The 19,243-nt window shown below is 42.5% G+C and carries 14 protein-coding genes; 6 read left to right on the plus strand and 8 right to left on the minus strand.

Features of this window, described 5'->3' with window-relative positions; genetic code table 11:
* Positions 1-17: 17 nt before the first annotated feature.
* Genes FJ354_05455 through FJ354_05470 form a run of 4 tightly spaced genes read right to left on the minus strand, consistent with a single transcriptional unit; the run spans position 18 to position 8,628 of the window.
* Entirely contained in the window at positions 18-1,196 is a 1,179-nt protein-coding gene (locus FJ354_05455; GenBank protein ID MBM3906107.1) for a hypothetical protein, read from the minus strand.
* 43 nt (positions 1,197-1,239) lie between these two features.
* On the minus strand, positions 1,240-5,028 hold the full coding sequence (locus FJ354_05460) for a DNA-directed RNA polymerase subunit A' (GenBank protein MBM3906108.1): 3,789 nt from the start codon (positions 5,026-5,028) through the stop codon (positions 1,240-1,242).
* On the minus strand, positions 5,029-8,376 hold the full coding sequence (locus FJ354_05465; GenBank protein MBM3906109.1) for a DNA-directed RNA polymerase subunit B: 3,348 nt from the start codon (positions 8,374-8,376) through the stop codon (positions 5,029-5,031).
* A complete protein-coding gene (locus FJ354_05470; protein MBM3906110.1) occupies positions 8,377-8,628 on the minus strand; it encodes a DNA-directed RNA polymerase subunit H in 252 nt (83 codons plus the stop codon). It abuts the gene before it with no gap.
* Positions 8,629-8,806: 178 nt separating this feature from the next.
* Between FJ354_05470 and FJ354_05475 the strand changes: the two genes are divergently transcribed.
* The 3 genes from FJ354_05475 to FJ354_05485 all read left to right on the plus strand — a co-directional run bounded on the left by FJ354_05475 (position 8,807) and on the right by FJ354_05485 (position 11,522).
* A complete protein-coding gene (locus FJ354_05475; GenBank protein MBM3906111.1) occupies positions 8,807-9,646 on the plus strand; it encodes a PEFG-CTERM sorting domain-containing protein in 840 nt (279 codons plus the stop codon).
* A 65-nt stretch (positions 9,647-9,711) separates the two neighbouring features.
* Complete coding sequence (locus FJ354_05480) at positions 9,712-10,620, plus strand: PEFG-CTERM sorting domain-containing protein (protein ID MBM3906112.1); 909 nt, start codon at positions 9,712-9,714, stop codon at positions 10,618-10,620.
* 74 nt (positions 10,621-10,694) lie between these two features.
* Entirely contained in the window at positions 10,695-11,522 is an 828-nt protein-coding gene (locus FJ354_05485; GenBank protein ID MBM3906113.1) for a PEFG-CTERM sorting domain-containing protein, read from the plus strand.
* Here the strand turns inward: FJ354_05485 and FJ354_05490 are convergent.
* Genes FJ354_05490 through larC form a run of 3 tightly spaced genes read right to left on the minus strand, consistent with a single transcriptional unit; the run spans position 11,519 to position 14,669 of the window.
* A complete protein-coding gene (locus FJ354_05490) occupies positions 11,519-12,673 on the minus strand; it encodes a cysteine desulfurase (protein ID MBM3906114.1) in 1,155 nt (384 codons plus the stop codon). The two genes, FJ354_05485 and FJ354_05490, sit on opposite strands and share 4 nt — an antisense overlap.
* Positions 12,670-13,464 carry an ATP-dependent sacrificial sulfur transferase LarE gene (larE, locus tag FJ354_05495; GenBank protein ID MBM3906115.1) on the minus strand — a complete coding sequence of 265 codons (795 nt, stop codon included), beginning with the start codon at positions 13,462-13,464 and terminating at the stop codon, positions 12,670-12,672. The genes FJ354_05490 and larE overlap by 4 nt, the downstream gene beginning before the upstream one ends.
* Positions 13,461-14,669, minus strand: a complete 1,209-nt coding sequence (gene larC / locus FJ354_05500) for a nickel pincer cofactor biosynthesis protein LarC (protein MBM3906116.1) — start codon at positions 14,667-14,669, stop codon at positions 13,461-13,463. The genes larE and larC overlap by 4 nt, the downstream gene beginning before the upstream one ends.
* A 387-nt stretch (positions 14,670-15,056) precedes the next feature.
* Between larC and FJ354_05505 the strand changes: the two genes are divergently transcribed.
* Together FJ354_05505 and larB are read left to right on the plus strand one after the other, a co-directional pair.
* Positions 15,057-15,965 carry a malate dehydrogenase gene (locus FJ354_05505; protein MBM3906117.1) on the plus strand — a complete coding sequence of 303 codons (909 nt, stop codon included), beginning with the start codon at positions 15,057-15,059 and terminating at the stop codon, positions 15,963-15,965.
* A gap of 35 nt (positions 15,966-16,000) precedes the next feature.
* Positions 16,001-16,771, plus strand: coding sequence for a nickel pincer cofactor biosynthesis protein LarB (gene larB / locus FJ354_05510; protein ID MBM3906118.1), 771 nt, complete (start codon positions 16,001-16,003; stop codon positions 16,769-16,771).
* Here larB and FJ354_05515 read toward each other — a convergent pair.
* Entirely contained in the window at positions 16,758-17,480 is a 723-nt protein-coding gene (locus tag FJ354_05515; GenBank protein ID MBM3906119.1) for a hypothetical protein, read from the minus strand. The genes larB and FJ354_05515 overlap by 14 nt on opposite strands.
* 119 nt (positions 17,481-17,599) lie before the next feature.
* Here FJ354_05515 and FJ354_05520 point away from each other — a divergent pair, with 119 nt between their 5' ends.
* Positions 17,600-19,126: a B12-binding domain-containing radical SAM protein gene (locus FJ354_05520; protein MBM3906120.1), complete on the plus strand. Its 1,527-nt coding sequence runs from the start codon at positions 17,600-17,602 to the stop codon at positions 19,124-19,126.
* Positions 19,127-19,243 lie beyond the last annotated feature (117 nt).

The following is a 19,243-nucleotide window of genomic DNA, read 5'->3' on the forward strand; positions in this document are numbered from 1 at the left end:
TATAATATTCTTGGGTGCTACTGGATTGTTATTTTTTGCATTTGGGCTTCTGAGAGTGGCGTTGCATCACTGAGTGATTTCCACACAAACGCCTCTATTGTATAATCACCTTTCTTCTTTGGAGTCCAGGACTGGGATATCTCAAAGTTTTGGCCCGAATTCAGGTTGCCGACAATCCACGATAATGAGACAACTGCACCGTTTTGGTCAGTGATTTGAATAATATTGGTAAAGTCTTGCTTGTGTGATTCTAGGCTTTGTATGTGCGTTATGATTTGGAGCTGCTGATTTTGTTTTGGGTTTTGGATTTGCATTCCTTGCGAGTCAGCCAGATAAATTTCATCAATTGCAATTTTTGGTGCCCTAGGAGAGCCGGAACCAATTTGCGATTTTGCAATTATGTCTAGGTCATCTAGCATGGAATTTGGCGCAGGCAGTGTCCTGTCCTTGTATATTGCGGTGATGGTATCACCTTCTGATGCACGCAAAGTGTTTCCGCTGGAGTCATTGCTTTGCGTCAGAATTATTATCGCCTCAAAGATTCCAGACTCGTCATCTGTTTCTGTTGCAATGACTTTGATTCCTGCAGAATCCAAGTCAGATGATACAACGATTTGTACATTATCTAGGGTTTCTGGATTTAGATTCATGTCAGGATCAATTACTCGAATCATAGCTTGGTCATCCTCCAAATAATTTGGATTTGAAAATTCAGCTTCACCGACATTCCATTGAATTTGGGCAGATTCTGTTAGGACAACTCCATCTGCAAATTCAAACGATATAGTCAATCCATCATCACGTTTTGCTTCCAAAAATCCTCCAGTTGGACCACTGCCGCTTGTTCGCGGCCTAGTATCATTATCGCCGTCTCCGTCTGCATCATGTAGAAATCCGGAAAGAATTATCTCTCCTGTAAAGACTCCGCTGTTTGGACTGGTCTCTGTAAGCCTGTATCGATTCAAAGATGCAGATGATGTGTAGATTTTGATTGGATGATCAGAATCAGCACCAATTGAATCAATTCCGTATTGATTTGCGTTCCACGCAGGTGCAGCAATTGTAATTCTAACCTTCTCAGTCCAAGAATAGACGTCCCTGTCAAAGTAGATTGGCGCGTACGGCTTGTAGTAATCTGGGATTTGCTCTGCAAACGCACTTGAAAAGAGCAACGGGACAAAAAATAATGCTAGCAATGTTTTGTAGAATGCTCTGCTGGCTTTTGAAGATAACTAGTGATTAGTTCTTTGAGACTTGCATGTAGAGGTCTACTGTTCCAGAACCAACTGGAATGTTTGATCCCACGATAACATTTTCTGTTACACCCTTGAGCTCTTCAATTTCTCCTGTAAGAGCGGCCTCTGCAATCGTTGGTACTGTAATTTCAAATGCTGCCCTTGCCAAGACACTGTCCTTGGTGCCTGCAATTCCGTGTCGACCGATTTGCTGTAGATATCCACGAGAGCACATCATGTCTGATACCAGCATGATGTATCTGGAATCGACTTCCAGTCCTTGGTCTTCCAGAGTTGTTGATAATTCGTTTATCAGTGCGTTTCTTGCAGCCTCTATACCAAGTGTTGCTGCTATCTCAAAGACGTTGTTTGTTCTGACGTTTTCCTTGTCGATTCCGTCGATTTCCAGCACCTTTGCCAGATTAGAACCGGTTGTCTGGATGACCCATTCGTCGTCTTTTTGTGCAACTGTTACACGTGTGATGTCTGGTACTCCCTTTACTGTTGAGTTTAGTACCTTGTTTCTAATTGCAATTGCAGTTGGAGCATCAGATTCTTCTGCCAGTTTTAGTGTGATGGTGTTGCCACTAGTCTCCATTTTGAATTTCTTGTTTGATGCGAGTGCTGCCTCGACTTCTTCAACCGTGCAACCTCTCTGGGAGAGTGCGGTTGGGCTGAGCTCAATTGTGATTTGTGTTGCATAGTCAGTATCTACGTCTTCTACCAGTGCCTGTATCTTGGTCTGTAGTGTGTTTCTTGCGACCTCGATTGCCTTCTCTCTGGATTTTTTGTATTTTTCTTCCAAGTAGATGTCCATGGTTGGTGTTACTGGCTTCTTTCTTGCATCTACTAATTCGATTAGTCTAGGCAGGCCTAGTGTTACGTTTCGTTCTCTGATTCCTGCAAAGTGGAATGTTCTTAGTGTCATCTGGGTTCCTGGCTCTCCGATAGATTGTGCAGTCACAATTCCCACCGCTTGTCCCGGCTCGGCCTTTGCCTTGTGGTACAAGTCAACTGCCTTTTTGAGTACTTTTTCAGTTCCCTCTTTAGATAATTTAGAGTGCAAGATGGACTCGTCGACTAGGCTGGTAAGTCTTGGGTTGAATGACTTTGTGTATTTCTTTAGCATGTCTTCTGCTTCTTCTTTGGTGATTTTCTTGCCTGAATCTACGATTGTCTCCGATTCGATTAGTCTGTTGATGTTAAACGCCTCGCCGTGGTCGGACTTTGCAACATCAATTCCGTCTTCTCCATACAGGAATTGGATGATATGTCCGTGTGGGTCACGCACTGTATTGTCGTATTCTAGCTTGATGTGCTCTAGTGCATTGACTAGTCTTCTCTGCATGTAACCAGACTGCTGAGTTCTGACTGCGGTGTCTACCAGTCCTTCTCTTCCTCCCATTGCATGGAAGAAGAATTCTATTGTGGATAATCCGTCCCTATAGTTTGATTTTACAAATCCGTGTGCGTCTGGGTTATCGTCATTTACCTTAAAGTGTGGCAGTGCCCTGTTGTTGTAACCCTTGTTTAGTCTATTACCACGAATTGACTGTTGTCCTAGTGCGCCTGCCATCTGCCCAATGTTAAGTGATGATCCTCTGGCTCCTGTTGTTGCCATGATTCTTGCGGCATTGTTTTTGTCTAGCTGCTGATCAGCCGTGTTACCTGCCTTGTCTCTTGCTTTTGATAATTCGTTTACAATATAGGCTTCTAGCGCCTCGTCTGCAGAAAGTCCTCTAGTAAGCTTTAGTGTACCTTTCTTTGCCTGTGAAATTAAATCATATACTGTATTGTACGATTCGTCAGTTCCTGCATGGATGTCGGATCGTACTTTTTCTGATAATTCCAGATCAGAGTAACCATAGCTGAATCCATAGTGAGTGATGAATTGTTTTGCCACAATTAGTACAGAGTTGAGGAATTTCTTTGCAACCGCGTTACCATAGTCTTTAGCAACTCTGTGCAAGACGCTTTCCGGTTCTTCTGCGCCAATTGATGCCTTGTCAATTACACCGCTGATCAGCTGACCGTTCTTAATTACAACGTCTTTTTGTGCACCTTTTGTTCCCTTGGACCACTTTGATGTGATTACATAGTTAAAGTCTGATGGCAAGAATAATGAGAAGAGTTGCTTACCAGTGTACATTGGCCCGTCTTTTCCTTTTGCTGCTGGTTCTGGGAATGTTCCCTCGTATCCACCAAGCATTGCATAGTTTGCAAATTCTTGTGGTGTGAGCATTGTCTCATCTTTTGTTAGAAGGTATGATCCAGTGATAAAGTCACGAAGGCCTCCGATGATTGGACCGCCGTATCTAGGCGAAATAAGTTGGTCTTGTACTCTCATCAGTAGAATTGCTTCTGCTCTAGCTTCCTCGCTTTGTGGTACGTGTAAGTTCATTTCGTCTCCATCAAAGTCTGCGTTGTATGGCGGACATACAGATGGGTGTAGTCTGAATGTTTTTCCCGGCAGTACACGGACATAGTGAGCCATAATCGACATTTGGTGAAGTGATGGTTGTCTGTTGAACATTACAATGTCGCCGTCTGCCAAGTGTCGCTCCACTAGATATCCAACTTCTATGTTTTGTGCAATTATAGAGCGATCCTCTACGAAATCCAGTCTGATTTTGACGCCATCCGGTCTTACAATATAATTGACACCTGGGAACTTGTCAGGTCCGTTGATTACCAGCTCTCGCATTCTCTCAATGTTCCACTCAGTTACAATTTCCGGAATTGTGAGCTTCTTTGCTACTGCCTCTGGCACACCTACCTCGGACAGATCAAGGCTCGGGTCTGGAGAGATTACGGTTCTGCTGGAAAAGTCTACTCTTTTACCAGATAGTGATCCTCTGAATCTTCCTTCCTTTCCTTTTAGTCGTTGAGTTAGTGTTTTTAGTGGTCTGCCAGATCTATGGTGAGCTTGTGGGATTCCAGAAACCTCATTATCAAAGTATGTCGTTGTGTGGTATTGCAATAGATCAACTAGGTCTTGGACGATTAGTGGTGGGGTTCCCGCATCCTTGCTTTCCTTTAGTCTTTGATTTACACGAATAATATCGACCATTTTGTGGGTTAGGTCATCTTCTGATCTAATACCTGTTTCCAGAATAATTGAAGGTCTAACAGTCACTGGTGGTACCGGCAATACCTGCAGGATGAACCATTCTGGTCTTGCAGTGTTTGGATCATAGTTCAGTAATCTTAGGTCCTCGTCCTTGATTTGTGTAAATCTCTCTCGTATAGTGATTGGTAATAGTCGGTGCTCGCCAATTTCGGTTTTTTCGATAAATATTGTTGGTTTGGTAAATATCATGTCGTATTGCGGTTTTCCACAGTGCGGGCATTCCTTTGCTTTTTTAGCCTTGTCTAGGATTTCATCTGGAATTCTCTTTTGAGAAATTATTGTGTATGCTGCTTCCTTTTTGAGAACTTGGCCGTAGTTGTCAAGGTCTTCCTGTGGGAGTTTTAGTCTGGAGCAAGATCGGCATGTTGCTAACAGTAATTTGTGAATGTTGTCGATAAACGCAATGTGTAATACTGGCTCTGCTAGTTCTATATGGCCAAAGTGGCCAGGACATCTTGCCGCGGTATTTCCGCATGTGAGGCATTTTTGTCCAGGCTCCAGTGTTCCTAGTCTGCCATCCATGAGTCCTCCTTGGACTGCCATTCCATCTTCGTCGTATGTCTCTGGTGCCGTGATTTCGGCTACAGAGTATTTTCGAATTTCGGTTGGTGACCAAACTGAGAACTTGATTCCGTCAATTGACTTTACTGTTTGAACTGACAATTACACTCTCTCCTTGATCATTAGTCTTGGCGCTACGTTGAGGCTTTGCATTTCCTGAAGCAATAGCTTAAACGCATATGCCACAGAAACTGATGAAACCTTTGCCTTGTCTCCGCAGACTCGGCAAACGTATTTTCGTTGTTTAACATCATGATATGCAACTAGACCGCATCGCTCACAAACATAGATTTCAGACTTGTCTGATTCATCTAGTAATCTGTCTTTGAGAATCATCGATGCACCATATGCAATTAGGCAGTCTCGTTCCATTTCACCAAATCTGAGTCCTCCTCCTCTTGCACGACCTTCTGTTGGTTGCTTGGTCAGCATTTGGACTTGGCCTCTTGCTCTTGCGTGAATCTTGTCTGCCACCATGTGGTGCAGTTTTTGATAATACACAACTCCAATGAAGACCTCTACTGGGAATGGCTTTCCAGTTCTGCCGTCATACATTATTTCTTTACCAGAATATTTCAATCCAGAGCCCTCGAGTGCTGCCTTGATTTCCTCTACTTTTTCTCCGACAAATGCAGAGCCGTCAAATCTCGCGCCTCTGACTGCCGCTGCTTTGCCAGACACAGATTCCATGAACATTCCAACTGTCATACGTGATGGGAATGCGTGTGGGTTGATCAGTACGTCTGGAATAACTCCTTCTGCAGTATATGGTAGGTCCTCATATCTTGCCAAAATTCCAACTACACCTTTCTGTCCATGTCTTGATGCAAATTTGTCGCCAATTTCTGGAATTCTCATATCTCTAACTCTAATCTTGTACATTTTGCCGCCCTCGTTGGATTGTGTCATGACTACTGTATCTACAACACCAGTCTCTGATGGTCTAACGCCAATTGATGTGTCTCTTCTGTACGGTCCCTTGGACTCGAACTCTCTGTACTCTTCCATGAATCTTGGAGGACTGGACTTGCCAATCAGAATATCTCCACCAACAGCGTTTGACTCTGTTGCAATAACTCCGTCTTCTTCTAGTAATCGATATGCCTTTTCTCCCTTGTATCCTCGTATGTTGTCTTCGGCATTTGGAATTTCAAAGTTGTCTCTCATTCCGCCTGGGTATTGTTTTGCTTCAGCCTCATAGATTCTATAGAAGAATGTTCTTCCTAGGCCCCTATCCACCGCTGCTTTGGAAATTACGATTGCGTCTTCAATGTTGTATCCGTCAAACGGTAGTACAGCAACCACACAGTTTTGTCCTGCCGGTCTGTCCTCCATTCCAAGCAAGTTTAGCGCTTTGGTGGTAACAATTGGTGTTTGTGGATACCACATAAAGTGCTGTCTAACATAGGTGCTGGTGTTCATCATTGGTGTTGAAAATCCTAAGCTTTGTTTTGCCATTGCAGACTCGTATGTGTTTCTTGGGGACTGGTTGTGCTCTGGATATGGAATGATCGATGCTCCTGCTCCCAAGATTGCGGGTGGAAATATTTCCAGATGGGTGAATTTCTTTGTGTCCTTGTCTTCTATTGTGATGTAACAGTTTTCCTCCTCGTTTGCATCGTTTAGCTCAATGATTCCCATTCTTAGAAGGTCATTCCAAGACATGAGCTTCTTAGATACTTTGTCGATTAATTCTTGTGTGAGTAGTGGTTTTCCGTCCTTGATTACAATTAATGGCCTCAAGACACGGCCCGCGTTGCAGTTAACGTAAAGTCGCTTTGTTGCGCCTTCCACGTCTGGCTTGAAAAATGAAATTCCTACGTGTGGGTGAATCTTGGAGTTTCTTCTCAGTTCACGCAATGACTCTACCAGCTTGTCGCCATCCTTGTAGTAGCCAACTAGTCTTCCATCGACAAAGACACGTGTTCCGTCTAGCTTTAGATCCTCTTTAGCATCAGTGAAGTGTACCGAGCCCAAGTCATAGAGCTTTTCGATGATTTCTTCTGGTGAAACATTTACTGATATTATAGCAGATAATGCCAAGTTCTTGACTAGTCCACAGTTAGAGCCTTCTGGTGTTTCGCTTGGACAGATTCTTCCAAAGTGAGTTGGGTGCAGGTCTCTTGCCTCAAAGTTTGGTTGTGTTCTGGATAATGGTGATTGAATTCTTCGAAGGTGTGAAATTGTGGATAGATAGTTTGTTCTGTCTAGGAGTTGTGTTACGCCGACTCTACCTCTGCCCCAGTTTCCTGTTGCAATTGCGTTGTTTAGTTTGTCTGATACAATGCCAGGTCTAATAGCAGCTGCTACTGCATTGATTCCTCTTTTTTGTCCGGATCTTTCTAGTTGATATTTCATGTCGCGAACCAAGTTTCTAAATGCAGTTCTGAACAGGTCAGCTAGCATTTGTCCTGCGAACTTGATTACTTTATTTCCATAGTGGTCCTTGTCGTCTGGAGAAATCCAGCCCAACTTTAGCTCGATTAGTTTGCATGCTGCCTCACCTAAGAATTGGGCCTTTTCTCTTCTGTTTTCTTGGTGCTTTCCGAGGTGCGGCAACAAGCCCCAGTCAAGCAATGTTTCTGCTCGTTTGATCTGGAATTCTTCTAGCATACCTGGCGCAATTCTCTTTGAAATATACACGATGGAATCTTTTGATGTTTGTACTTCAGCCACTTTTTCAAATGACGCCTCTAATTCATTTTGGATAGATTCAACCAAAGAAACACATGCCGCGATTTCTCTGTCAGACTCTAGACCAAGCGCCCTCATCAGAGTGACTACTGGAATGTCTACGGGAGAACCTGGAATTCTTGCTACGATTAGTCCGTCATTTTTCATTACCAGTTCTAGTTTTGCGCGGTAACCAACAATGGAAGAATAGACTTTAGCCTTGTAGACATCATTGCCACCAACCTTTTCCTTGTCGACGATGATTTTGTTGTAGGATAGATCTTCCAGTCCTACTATGACTCGCTCAGAACCGTTGATGATAAAGTAACCACCTGGGTCGTTTGGATCTTCGCCGTGTTCAATTAATTTTTGAGTAGAGAAATTGTGTAGAATACATGCATTGGATCGTACCATGACTGGAATGTCTCCAATGTGGACGAATCTAGATTCCAGGATTTTTCCGTCTTCTACTACGCTTGACTCCATCATTATTGGCGCAGAATACGATACGTTTCGCAGTCTTGCCTCTGTTGGAGTAATATGAGTAATAGAGCCGTCAAGTTCCATCATTCTTGGCTGTTGTAGTTTTACTTTGCCAAGCTGAATCCTGTATGGATATTCTGCATTTTCAATGTCAATTTGTGCCACTTCGTCAATGATGCTTTGCAATCCTCTTTCCAGAAACTCGTCAAATGAGTTTAGGTGTTGTCTTGCAATTCCCTCTCTTTTTAGTAGGTCTTGTATGATTGGCCAGCGTTTGTTAGATGGGTCTGTCATTTAGATTTCCACCACATATCTGTAATAGATGCTCTCGCCAGCAGTTGGACTTTTTCTTGTGATTCTCATCATGTCTCCAGGTTTTACGCCAAGTCCGATAATTGCTGGATCGTTTGCAAAAATCAGTGGCATCTCAGTTGGCTTGCAGTTGAATTTTTTGAGAACTTCTTCTGCTTCTTTTTTAGTCATGATTTCGTGTTTTGGTACGTAAATGTGATCAGGTACTAGAACGTGTGTTTTTTTAGTTGCCATTTTTCTCACCATGGATAGCATTAGCTAAATCTTGAAAATTACCAAACAAACTAAAAAAACTCTAAAAAGACTTTATATATAGTTAATCAAGATCTGCGCAAAAATCCAATATTTTTCGTTATTAGTCAATGATTTTTTTACTAAGCTTAAATAGTATTCGTTAGAACGAGAAAGCAAGATGAATACTCTGTACGCAACACTAGCGTTGTTTACAATTCTGGCTACAGGCTCAGTAGCAATACCAGCTTTTGCTCAGGAATTTGTAGATGCAGTTACAGTTAGTACCGACAAAGAGGCATACGAGGACGGAGAGACAATCACAGTATCAGGCACAGTCCGAGAAAGACTGTCTGGCTATGATGTGACTTTGCAAGTCTTTGCAGCCAACGGAAACTTGGTTACTGCTCAACAACTACCAGTTTCAGATGATAGAACATTTGGAATTGACCTGACTGCTGGCGGTCCTCTGTGGAGATCTGCTGGAGAATACACCGTAAAGGTGCTATATGGAACAGCAACAAGAACTGCAGAGACTAGCTTTGAGTTTGGTGGCTCCGGAGACGCAATTCCAGGACCGAGAATGCCACAATTCTCGCTGGCAAACCCAGACGAGGGATCAGTTGGATACAAGATAACTGGCGGTAAGATACTCAGCATCACCCCAGACTTCGATGCAAAGTCCCTAACCGTAGAGATAGAGACTACAAGTGACGGAGAAGTAACCCTGATTATCCCAAGAGGCATTCTTGATGCAAGACTTGGTCCAGACGGAATGAGCGGTGAAGATGACAGCTTTTTCGTCGAAGTAGATGGAGTCGATGTGGGCTTTGAGGAAACAACCACCTCCGAAGATCGCACTTTGACCATACCATTTGAAGACGGAACCACTGAAATCGTGATTTACGGAAGCTTTGTGATCCCAGAATTTGGAACAATCGCAGTAATCATTCTTGCAGTGGCAATTGTATCAATAGTTGCCATATCGAGAAGCAGATTAAGTATACTACCAAAATACTAGATCCCCTAACCTTTTTCATTTTTTTAAATATACATAAATAGTCAGTATTCTAAACGCCAATCAAGATGAATAGTTATGCACTATCCGTGCTAATTGCCATAATTGCTGCAGCAGGCACTTTAGCAATAGTACCAACTTATGCATCTACCTACGACGAGGAGGCATGTCCAGATTGTGGCGGCGACGACATTTACGAAAGAGCAGAATTGGCAAGACAGAATTTGTTACCAGTTACTGTGTCGACAGATTCAAAGGTCTATGACCACGAATCCGAAGTAGTAGTAAGTGGGACTGTTGCAAATATCAAGCCTGGCTTTCCAGTAACAATTACGGTGATAGGTCCACAAAACAACATCGTAAGTGTTCACCAAGTTGAAGTTTCAGAAGACAAGACATTTGAAACAGTGTTTAGCACTGCAAGCGCTCTCTTCAATGCAAATGGTATGTACACCGTTCGAGCACAATATGGTCCACAAGAAATCAATGATAAGACCACAATTGAACTCGCAGGTGAAGCACCATCTCATGGAGGAGCATGTAGTGATGGTGAGCTTGCAGTAAAAGCCGGCAGTGAAGTAGTCTGCATCCAATATGAAATAGATGGAGCAGTAGTAACAAAGGCCACTGTCAGTAGTGCAACAAAATCACTAGTCCTGCAAATCGAAGCTGTAAGCGACGGACACATACACCTCACAATACCAAGAGAAGTCATGGATGCGACGGATGATGGTTCCGATGCAAATTTCATTGTCTTAGTTGATGATGCAGAGGCAGACTTTGAAGAAGTAGATAGCAACGATTCGATAAGAGTTGTAGAGATCACATTCGAAGAAGGCGCTTCACAGATTGAGATCATAGGTACTTATGCAGTTCCAGAATTTGGCACAATGGCAGCAATCATTCTCGCAGTAGCAATTGTATCTATAATTGCTGTTTCTGCAAGAACACGACTTAGCATCTCACCAAGATACTAAAGTCTCTATACTTTTTTCATTTTTTACTACAAATTCCTAGAAAAGGAAATATACGATTATCCTAAGGTTTTGGTGTGAAGATTAGTCACGTTTTGATTTTGTTTCTAGCTGCATTTGCACCGCTGAGCTATGGCTTTGCATCTGCCCAGACAGAATGTAGTCAGATCTGCGTAGCCAAGCAATTTTACAGGGAAGGGGAAGCAGTAATAATATCAGGCAAGGTTGATGTCTTTTTGTCAAACACCCCCCTGTTAATCCAAGTATTTCGTGAGACAAACCGCGTGCATATTGCCCAGGTAGATGTTTCGCAGGATGGCACGTATAGCTATTCGTTGATTGCAGACGGACCATACTTTAAGACCGATGGAAAATATGTAGTCCAGGCATCATACGGCGTCACGGGAAACGTCTTTGAGACAAGATTTGATTTTCAAACTACTGCGGCAGGACAAAACCCATCACAAATTTTTGAGGTAAGGGCAGGAGACCAAGGAACATTTGATATTCCATATATCATGAAAGGTGGCACAATAAAGAACATCATAGTAGACCCAGCAATTTTGGGACTAGTAGTCACAATACAGGCAGACAGTGACGGCTACATAACATTGGACTTGGGAAGACAGTGGATTGACGCAAAAACAGGCGCTAACGGTAGAACCGGTGATGATGGTAAGTATATCATCCATATTGATGGGCAGCAGGTACCATACCAGGAATCCTCAACAGGACCAGAGTCAAGATTCATTACAATCCAGTTCCAGGATGGCGACTCTGACATTGAAATAATTGGAACCTATGTGGTGCCAGAATTTGGCCCAATCGCAATACTGATACTAGTAGTTGCAGTGTCATCCGTTTTGGTCTTGTCAAAGAAAAGTGCGTTTTTGCGATTTAGTTAGAATCCGTATTTTATCTTAAACGGGGAAACCGAACGCAGCTCTGCCACTATAATCTTTAGAGCCTCAACTGTCTGGTCAATTTCTGATTTTGTATTTGATATGCCAAGACTTAACCGAAGCGAACCGGTAATTTGCTCATGAGAAAAACCCATCGCCAGTAGGACGTGCGATGCCTTTTGCGTCTTGACAGAACATGCAGAACCTGTTGATGCTGCAACGCCATGTTCATCCAGCTTTATGATGAGGTCTTCACCATTAACTCCTAGAAATGTAAAGTGTGCATTGTTTGGAAGCTTTTCCTTGTTGCCATTTACCGTAACATGGGATATTTCTGATAAGACCCGCTGCACCAAGTAATTGCGGAGGTTTTCGAGATTTTTGGTACTTTCTTTCAGATTCTCTTTAGCAATCTGGCATGCTTTTCCAAACCCCACAATGTTTGCTACGTTTTCCGTGCCAGAACGCATTCCGTTTTCCTGCCCACCACCCAAGATGAATGGATCTAGTTTGACGCCATTTCTTATGTACAGTGCGCCTACTCCCTTTGGCCCGTTTATCTTATGAGAGGATATCGACATTAGGTCAACTCCCAATTCCTTTACGTTGACTGGGATTTTTCCCACTGCCTGGACTGCATCTGTGTGCAAAAGTACATTGTATTTTTTGCAGATTTTTGCAATTTCAGCAATTGGTTGGATTGTTCCAACCTCGTTGTTTGCAAGCATTATGCTCACTAGATAGGTTTTCTCAGAAATTATCGATTCAAGTTTTTGCAGATCAACTAGTCCAGTGGTATTAACTGGGAGGTATGCAACATCAAATCCAGAAGACTCTAGCTTTTTGCACGGCTCTAGTATTGCATCATGCTCAATTGATGTGGTGATGAGCTGCCCTGATTTGTTTTGGTTCATTATTCCATTTATGGCAGTATTGTTGGACTCGGTTCCACCAGAAGTAAAGAGAATCTCGCCAGGACTTGTGCCAACTAGTTCTGCCACTCTTTTTCTTGCAGAGTCGATTGCCTTGATAGTTAGTCTCCCAAATCTATGAATCGAGGAAGGGTTACCATAGTTTTCCTTCAGATACGGCATCATTTCCTGCAGTACAGAATCGGCAATGGGAGTAGATGCAGCATGATCCAGATATATCAATCAGCAATCACGTTGATTTTGCCCGGCCTGTATCCAGTTTCGTCTATCGATACAGATTCAAATCCAATTGACTTTAGTTTGAATGTTAATTCCTCAAGATTTGTGTTTTGGAGTAAATGTAGTTCGTCAATACCTATTTCGATTTTTGCTGCACCGCTTATATCACGAACACGTACCTGACGTGCCCCGACTGCCTGCTTGACAAATATTTCGCCCATCTCAATTCTTGCCAGTCTTTCTGCAGTGACTCTTTGTCCCCATGGAATGCGCGAGGCAAGGCAAGAGTTTGACGGCCTATCATATACAGAGAGTCCGACTGATTTCGCTGTATCTCGTACCGCTTTTTTTGTCAGGCCAGACTCTACAAGTGGGCTCCTAATTCCGTTGTTTTGTAGCGCGACTATGCCTGGCCTGTAATCACCGAGATCATCAAGATTTGTCCCATCCACTATTATCTCGATGTTTTTCTCCCTAGCTAATCTGATGAGGTGGTCTGCAAGCTCGGATCTGCAGTGAAAGCACCGATTTTGGTCGTTTTTGACAAAATCTGGATTTTGCAGCTCGTCATACGATATGATTAGGTGTGCAATTCCAATTTCTTGACAGATCTTTTTGGCAGATTCCAGCTCTTCTTGCGCCAATGTTTTATAGTCAGCAGTGACTGCGATTGCAGATCTTCCAAGAGCATGATATGCAGAATATGCAACTAGTGCACTGTCCACTCCACCAGACAGTGCAACAAGGACGCTTTTCTTATCAGAAAACCAATTATTCAGAGAATCTAGTTTCATTTTAGTTGCTTTCTTACTTCGGCTTTGATTAATTCTTCGGTTTGCTTGAATGTCATGGCTAACTTCTCAGAGATCTTTTTGATATCATCGTATTCTATTTTGAAGGATTTACCTGTGGTTTTGCACCGTACTGTGAGATCCTTGTTTTGTATTTTTACTTTAATTGGGATGATTTTTCTTGGAACGATAAATCTTTCCGATGAGCGAATTCGTATTCCCAGTGTTCCAGTCTCTGAAATTAGGATATTTGCTAGCTTGTCCACGTCTTTTGGAGAGCAAATTACAGAGATCATGTGGCTCGGCCTTCCCTTTTTGGTCACTGTTGGAATTATAGAAACATCCTTTGCGCCACTTGACATTACCTTGTCAATTACGTGCCCAAGCACTTCGCCTGAAACATCATCGACGTTTGTATCCAAGATGCTCACAGTGTCGGATTCCAGATGGGATTGCTCGCCCAGTACCAGTTTTAGAACGTTGGAGAATCCTTCAAAGTTTTTCTGGCCTCCCCCATATCCTACCGAGTCTATCTTCATTAGTGGATAGTGCTGGACGCATCTATCTACCAGATTTACTAACATGCAGGCTCCAGTAGGTGTGGTAAGCTCTGATTTTGCATTGTTTCCAGAAATTATTATACCCGATTTTGCAAATATTTCCAAAATGGCCCCTGCCGGATTTGAAACAACGCCATGAGAAAATGAGACCGTGCCGTTTCCCACAGCAACAGGCATTGTGATTATTTGGTGATCAAAACATTTGAGATCATCTAAGGCTATTGCGGTGCCGACAATATCAATCACAGTATCAATGCTTGCCGCCTCATGAAAATGAACGGAATTCTTTGGCACGCCGTGGATTTTAGATTCTACAGAGATTAGTGTCTCTATGCTGTTTTTGGCAAATTTTACAGCTTTCTCAGATAATCCGATTTTTTGTGCAGTTTTTTCAATACAATTCCGGATTTCGGTTCCTTTTCTTTCATGGTGTTGCTCATCTAGTTTCAAGAACAAGGAGGTGGCATTGACGCCATGTTTGTCTATTTTTTTAAAATCAATTTTTGTTATTTTGGAATGATGTAGGAATTTTTCTGATGTTTTTACCCCTGAAATAATTTTGGATTTTTTTGCTCCAAGATCCACCAAGCCGGAAAGCAACATGTCTCCAGAGATTCCGGCAATTTGCGGATCTATTACAATAACCATATCAACAAGGCTTCAAAAATGCATATAAATTCTCATATCTGCAAACACAATTTTACGCCAGATTATTGTTGTTTTTACAATATCTTTTGCAGTGATTTCTATCTATTCTTTATTTGAGATTCAAAGATGAGTTTGTCGGTGCCTTTTTTCCCTAACTAATATGATCTCTCCTCCGATTATTTGTAAATACTGTGATCTAATGATAGCGATTACATTCAAACACAATAAAAAAACAATTAGCATGAGACTGATCTTGTGACGACATAATTGCGGGAGTTTTAGTTGGAATAAACGAAATCGTAACTGAAGACAGTGTTTGAGAGGAATATACTGATTCATTTGTCTACAGTAGATTTAATTACAGAGTAAAAAAGTCGCAAAATGTAAATGATTACAATTATCGGCTCAGGTAAAGTTGGCGGAGATGCAGCACTGTTCTCTGCACTAAAAAAGGTCGACAAAGAAATTCTACTGTTAGATGTAGTAAACGGATTGCCACAAGGTGAGGCAATGGACATCAACCACATGTTGTCAGAGCAGGGAATTGATGTCACAGTCAGAGGCTCTAACGATTATTCAGAAATGAAGGGCTCCAAGGTTGTTGTAGTTGTGGCAGGCTCAGGACGCAAGCCAGGCATGACCAGAATGGATCTGCTCAAGATCAATGCAGGAATTGTAAAAGGAGTAGTCGAGAATATCAAAAAATACGCAGACGACTCTATCATAGTTCCAGTCACAAACCCACTTGACCCAATGGTTCACATCTCATTTCAGACATCAGGCTTTGATAGAAGCAGAATAGTAGGAATGGGCGGAATGTTGGATTTATCAAGATTCATCCAGTTCATTCATGAGGCAACAGGCCACTCTAGAGAATCCATTCGCGCACTAGTCATAGGCGAGCACGGAGAAAATATGTTGCCATTACCAAGATTTTCCACAGTTTCAGGAATTCCGCTAAATTCAATGCTTCCAAAAGAAAAGCTTGCAGAACTGGTCCAGAACACAAAGCAGGTGGCAGCCAAGGTAATTGAGCTCAAGGGTGCAACGGTTCATGCCCCAGGAAATGCAATCTCTACCATAGTTGACGCCATACTAAAAGACAGAAAGAAGGTAATTCCAGTTGCAACGCCGTTGGACGGAGAATACGGTCAGTCCAGTGTATCAATTGGCGTTCCGGCAGTGATTGGCAGAAAGGGAGTAGAAAAAATAATCGAGCTGGACTTGGATGCGCAAGAAAAGGAAAACTTCCTCAAGGGAGTAGAAAGTGTCAAGTCTGCACTTGCAGGCATCTGATCAGTTTTTTAATTAAGTCAATCAAATCTAAAATAATGGAAGTAACAGATGTTTTAGAATCACTCAAAATCGGCAAGATTACTGTGTCAGAGGCAAAAAAACTCCTTTCACTATATTCAATTGAAAAGATAGAAGATTTTGCCCAAATTGACATGGGTAGAAAGCACCGCAAAGGTATTCCAGAGGTGATATTTGCAGAAAGAAAAACCCCAGAGGAAATCAAAAAAATCATTATACGTATAATGGAAAAATCAAACTCTGTTCTAATATCGAGAATTCAAAAAAAGGACTATCCTGGAATAGTCAAATTTGCAAAGACAAAAAGGCTCAAAATCAAGGACGGCAAGAACACTACCACCCTTTTGATCTACAAAAACACGCTCAAAGGCACAGGCGGAAAAGTGGGAATTGTGACTGCGGGCACTTCAGACATTGGTGTTGCAGAAGAGGCCAGACTCACATGTGAGGCAATGCACTGTGATGCAATAACAGCACATGATGTCGGAATTGCCGGCATGCATAGAATATTTCCAATCATAAAAAAATTCATCGAGTCCGATGTGGATGTGATTATTGTAGCCGCTGGAATGGAAGGGGCGTTGGCATCTGTAGTATCATCCTTGGTCAATGTGCCGGTAATAGGCCTACCAACATCCGTAGGATATGGCTATGGAGAAAAAGGAGTTGCTGCACTAGCATCAATGCTTCAGAGCTGCTCTCTTGGATTGTCTGTAGTGAATATTGATAATGGTATTGGTGCGGGGGCAGTTGCATCAAACATTGCAAATCTGGCTAGACGTCGATAATTCCAAGATTTGCAAGCTCCGAGCCAATTCCAAATCCAATTAGTGCTATTCCAGTTCCTAGGCCTGCCATTTCAAGACCGCCTTTGATAATGTTTGTCTGAGCAAGCCTTGACTTTACTGCACCGACTGCAAAAGACGTGGACAGACTTATTCCAATTGCTATTATCAATGGTATGTATCCTTGCGCAAAGAAAAATGGAATTATCGGCAATATTCCGCCGATTAAAAATGCACCAAACATTCTTAGTGCGCTCTTAAACGGATTGCCAAGTACATCCACGTTTAGCTTTAGCTCTTCTGTTAGCATTGTGTCCAGCCAGACTTTTTTGTTTGATGTAATCTTGTTTACAATCATTTCAAGATCCTTTCCCTCAAAGCCTTTAGCCTTGTAGATTTGCTCGATTTCCTGGCGCTCTATTTCCGGCTTGTTCTCAATTTCCCATTCTTCGCGAGCAATTTCGGATTTGAGTAATTCCCTCTGGGCTTTGACTGCCAGATAATTCTGAACTGCCATTGCTTTTGCCCCAGTAAACATTCCTACCAAGGCAGCTAAAATGATAATATTCGATGAAACTTCGGCACCACCCACTCCCGCGGCAATACCAAGTGATGTGTTGATTCCATCCCCAAACCCAAATACAAAATCTCTAACTCCGCTGGACTCGGACATGTGTGGCTCTATGTGACGGGGCTCGGACACATCTTTCATAATATATGTAGATTTGATTGTAATTTAAGTTTGAGACCGGGAAAATAATTTATACCATATAGAAGGTCAGTGGTTAGTTGTCTGGCAAACGTATTGTTCTTACTGCTGACCGCAGTTTAATGACAAACTATCGCGGAAATTTCCTTTATGGGTTTATTGCATGCGGCCCGTATGAGCTGCTCCCAGAATGGGTATTTGACAAGGTTTTTTGTCCAGCAGTAGAGACCGACCCAATTACCGGCGAGGCAAAGGTAGCCCAAGTTGGATTAAGAAGAGTAGAATCCGCATTACTCCAAGGATATAGACGAGATGAGATCTTTGTTGCAAACCCGGATTACCTCTCCAAGGCAATCGGTCCAGAGACCAAAGTAGTTGGCATCAACGTAATGGACCCACTTGGAATGGCGCCAGTCACCACAACCATGTCTCCTGAAAAACTATCCTATGTTGCAATGAAGTTCAAGCGCATGTGCGCAAATATCATCCAGCTAAAGAAAAAATATGATTTCAAAGTTGTAGTAGGCGGAAACGGCGCATGGGAGCTTGCAAAATCCGATAGAATGAAGATTCATGGAATTGACACAGTCGTAGTAGGCGAAGCAGACGAGCTTGCACTTGATTTATTCAAGGACTTGGAAAGCGGAGATGCACCAGAGCTAATGCACTGCTTTGTCAAAAACATACAAAACATTCCAGTGATTGAAGGTCCAACTGTCAACTCGCTTATAGAGGCAATGCGAGGATGCGGCCGTGGATGCGACTTTTGTGATGTGAACAAGCGCTCAAAGAAGGACCTGCCAATAGAGCGACTAAGGCATGAGGCAAAGATAAATCTCGATTACGGATTTGATTCAATTTGGTTGCATTCTGATGAGATGCTGCTATACGGATGCGACAACAAGGATTTCCAGCCAAACAGGGACGCAATTACCGACCTGTGGAAAAACCTCAAGGGCCTGGGAGCAAACTTTGTTGGAACTACACACATGACATTCTCAGCAATTGCGGCAGACCCAACACTACTAAAACAAATGTCAGAGATCAACGAAATGCACACAAACGGCAGATGGCTTGCAACAAATTTGGGAATAGAGACAGTTGCGCCAAGGATGGTCAAAAAGCATCTGGGTGTCAAAACAAAGCCATTCTCAACTGACGAATGGGGATGGGTTGTGAGAGAAGGTGCAAGAATAATGAATGAAAACCATTGGTTCCCGGCAGCCACACTGATTATTGGATGGCCAGATGAAACACCAGATGAGACTCAGTATACAATAGACCTAATCGAGGACTTTAGAAAGACCAACTTTAGGGGACTAGTCGCACCATTACTATACCAAGACTTTTCTGAAAAGAATTCGATGCACTTTGGAAACCTCAACGAAGCCCAATTCACATTATTTTGGAGATGTTGGGAGAATAACTTACGCGTAATCAATGACATTGTTCCTATTATCCTGAGAAATAAGACCTATGGTCCACCAATGAAAATTTTCATGTATGGTTTGATCAAGGCAGGGACTTGGGCCATTATGAGATATCTACGAGGACTCTGCAAGGACTTGTTCAATGGTAAGCTGCCAGAAGAGATTGTCGAAAAATACGCAAGAAGCAGATCAGTAGCTGCCCCAACATATACTAGATAGTTATCTAATTTCGTAAGGGAATTTCTTTATCGTATTTCCAAGATAGTTAATTGTGATTTCATATTTGCCAGGCAGAGTCTATCGGCTATATTGAATGCATAGTCCAGATTGCCCTCG

This window comes from Nitrososphaerota archaeon (assembly GCA_016872055.1).
GTDB lineage: Archaea > Thermoproteota > Nitrososphaeria > Nitrososphaerales > Nitrosopumilaceae > Nitrosotenuis.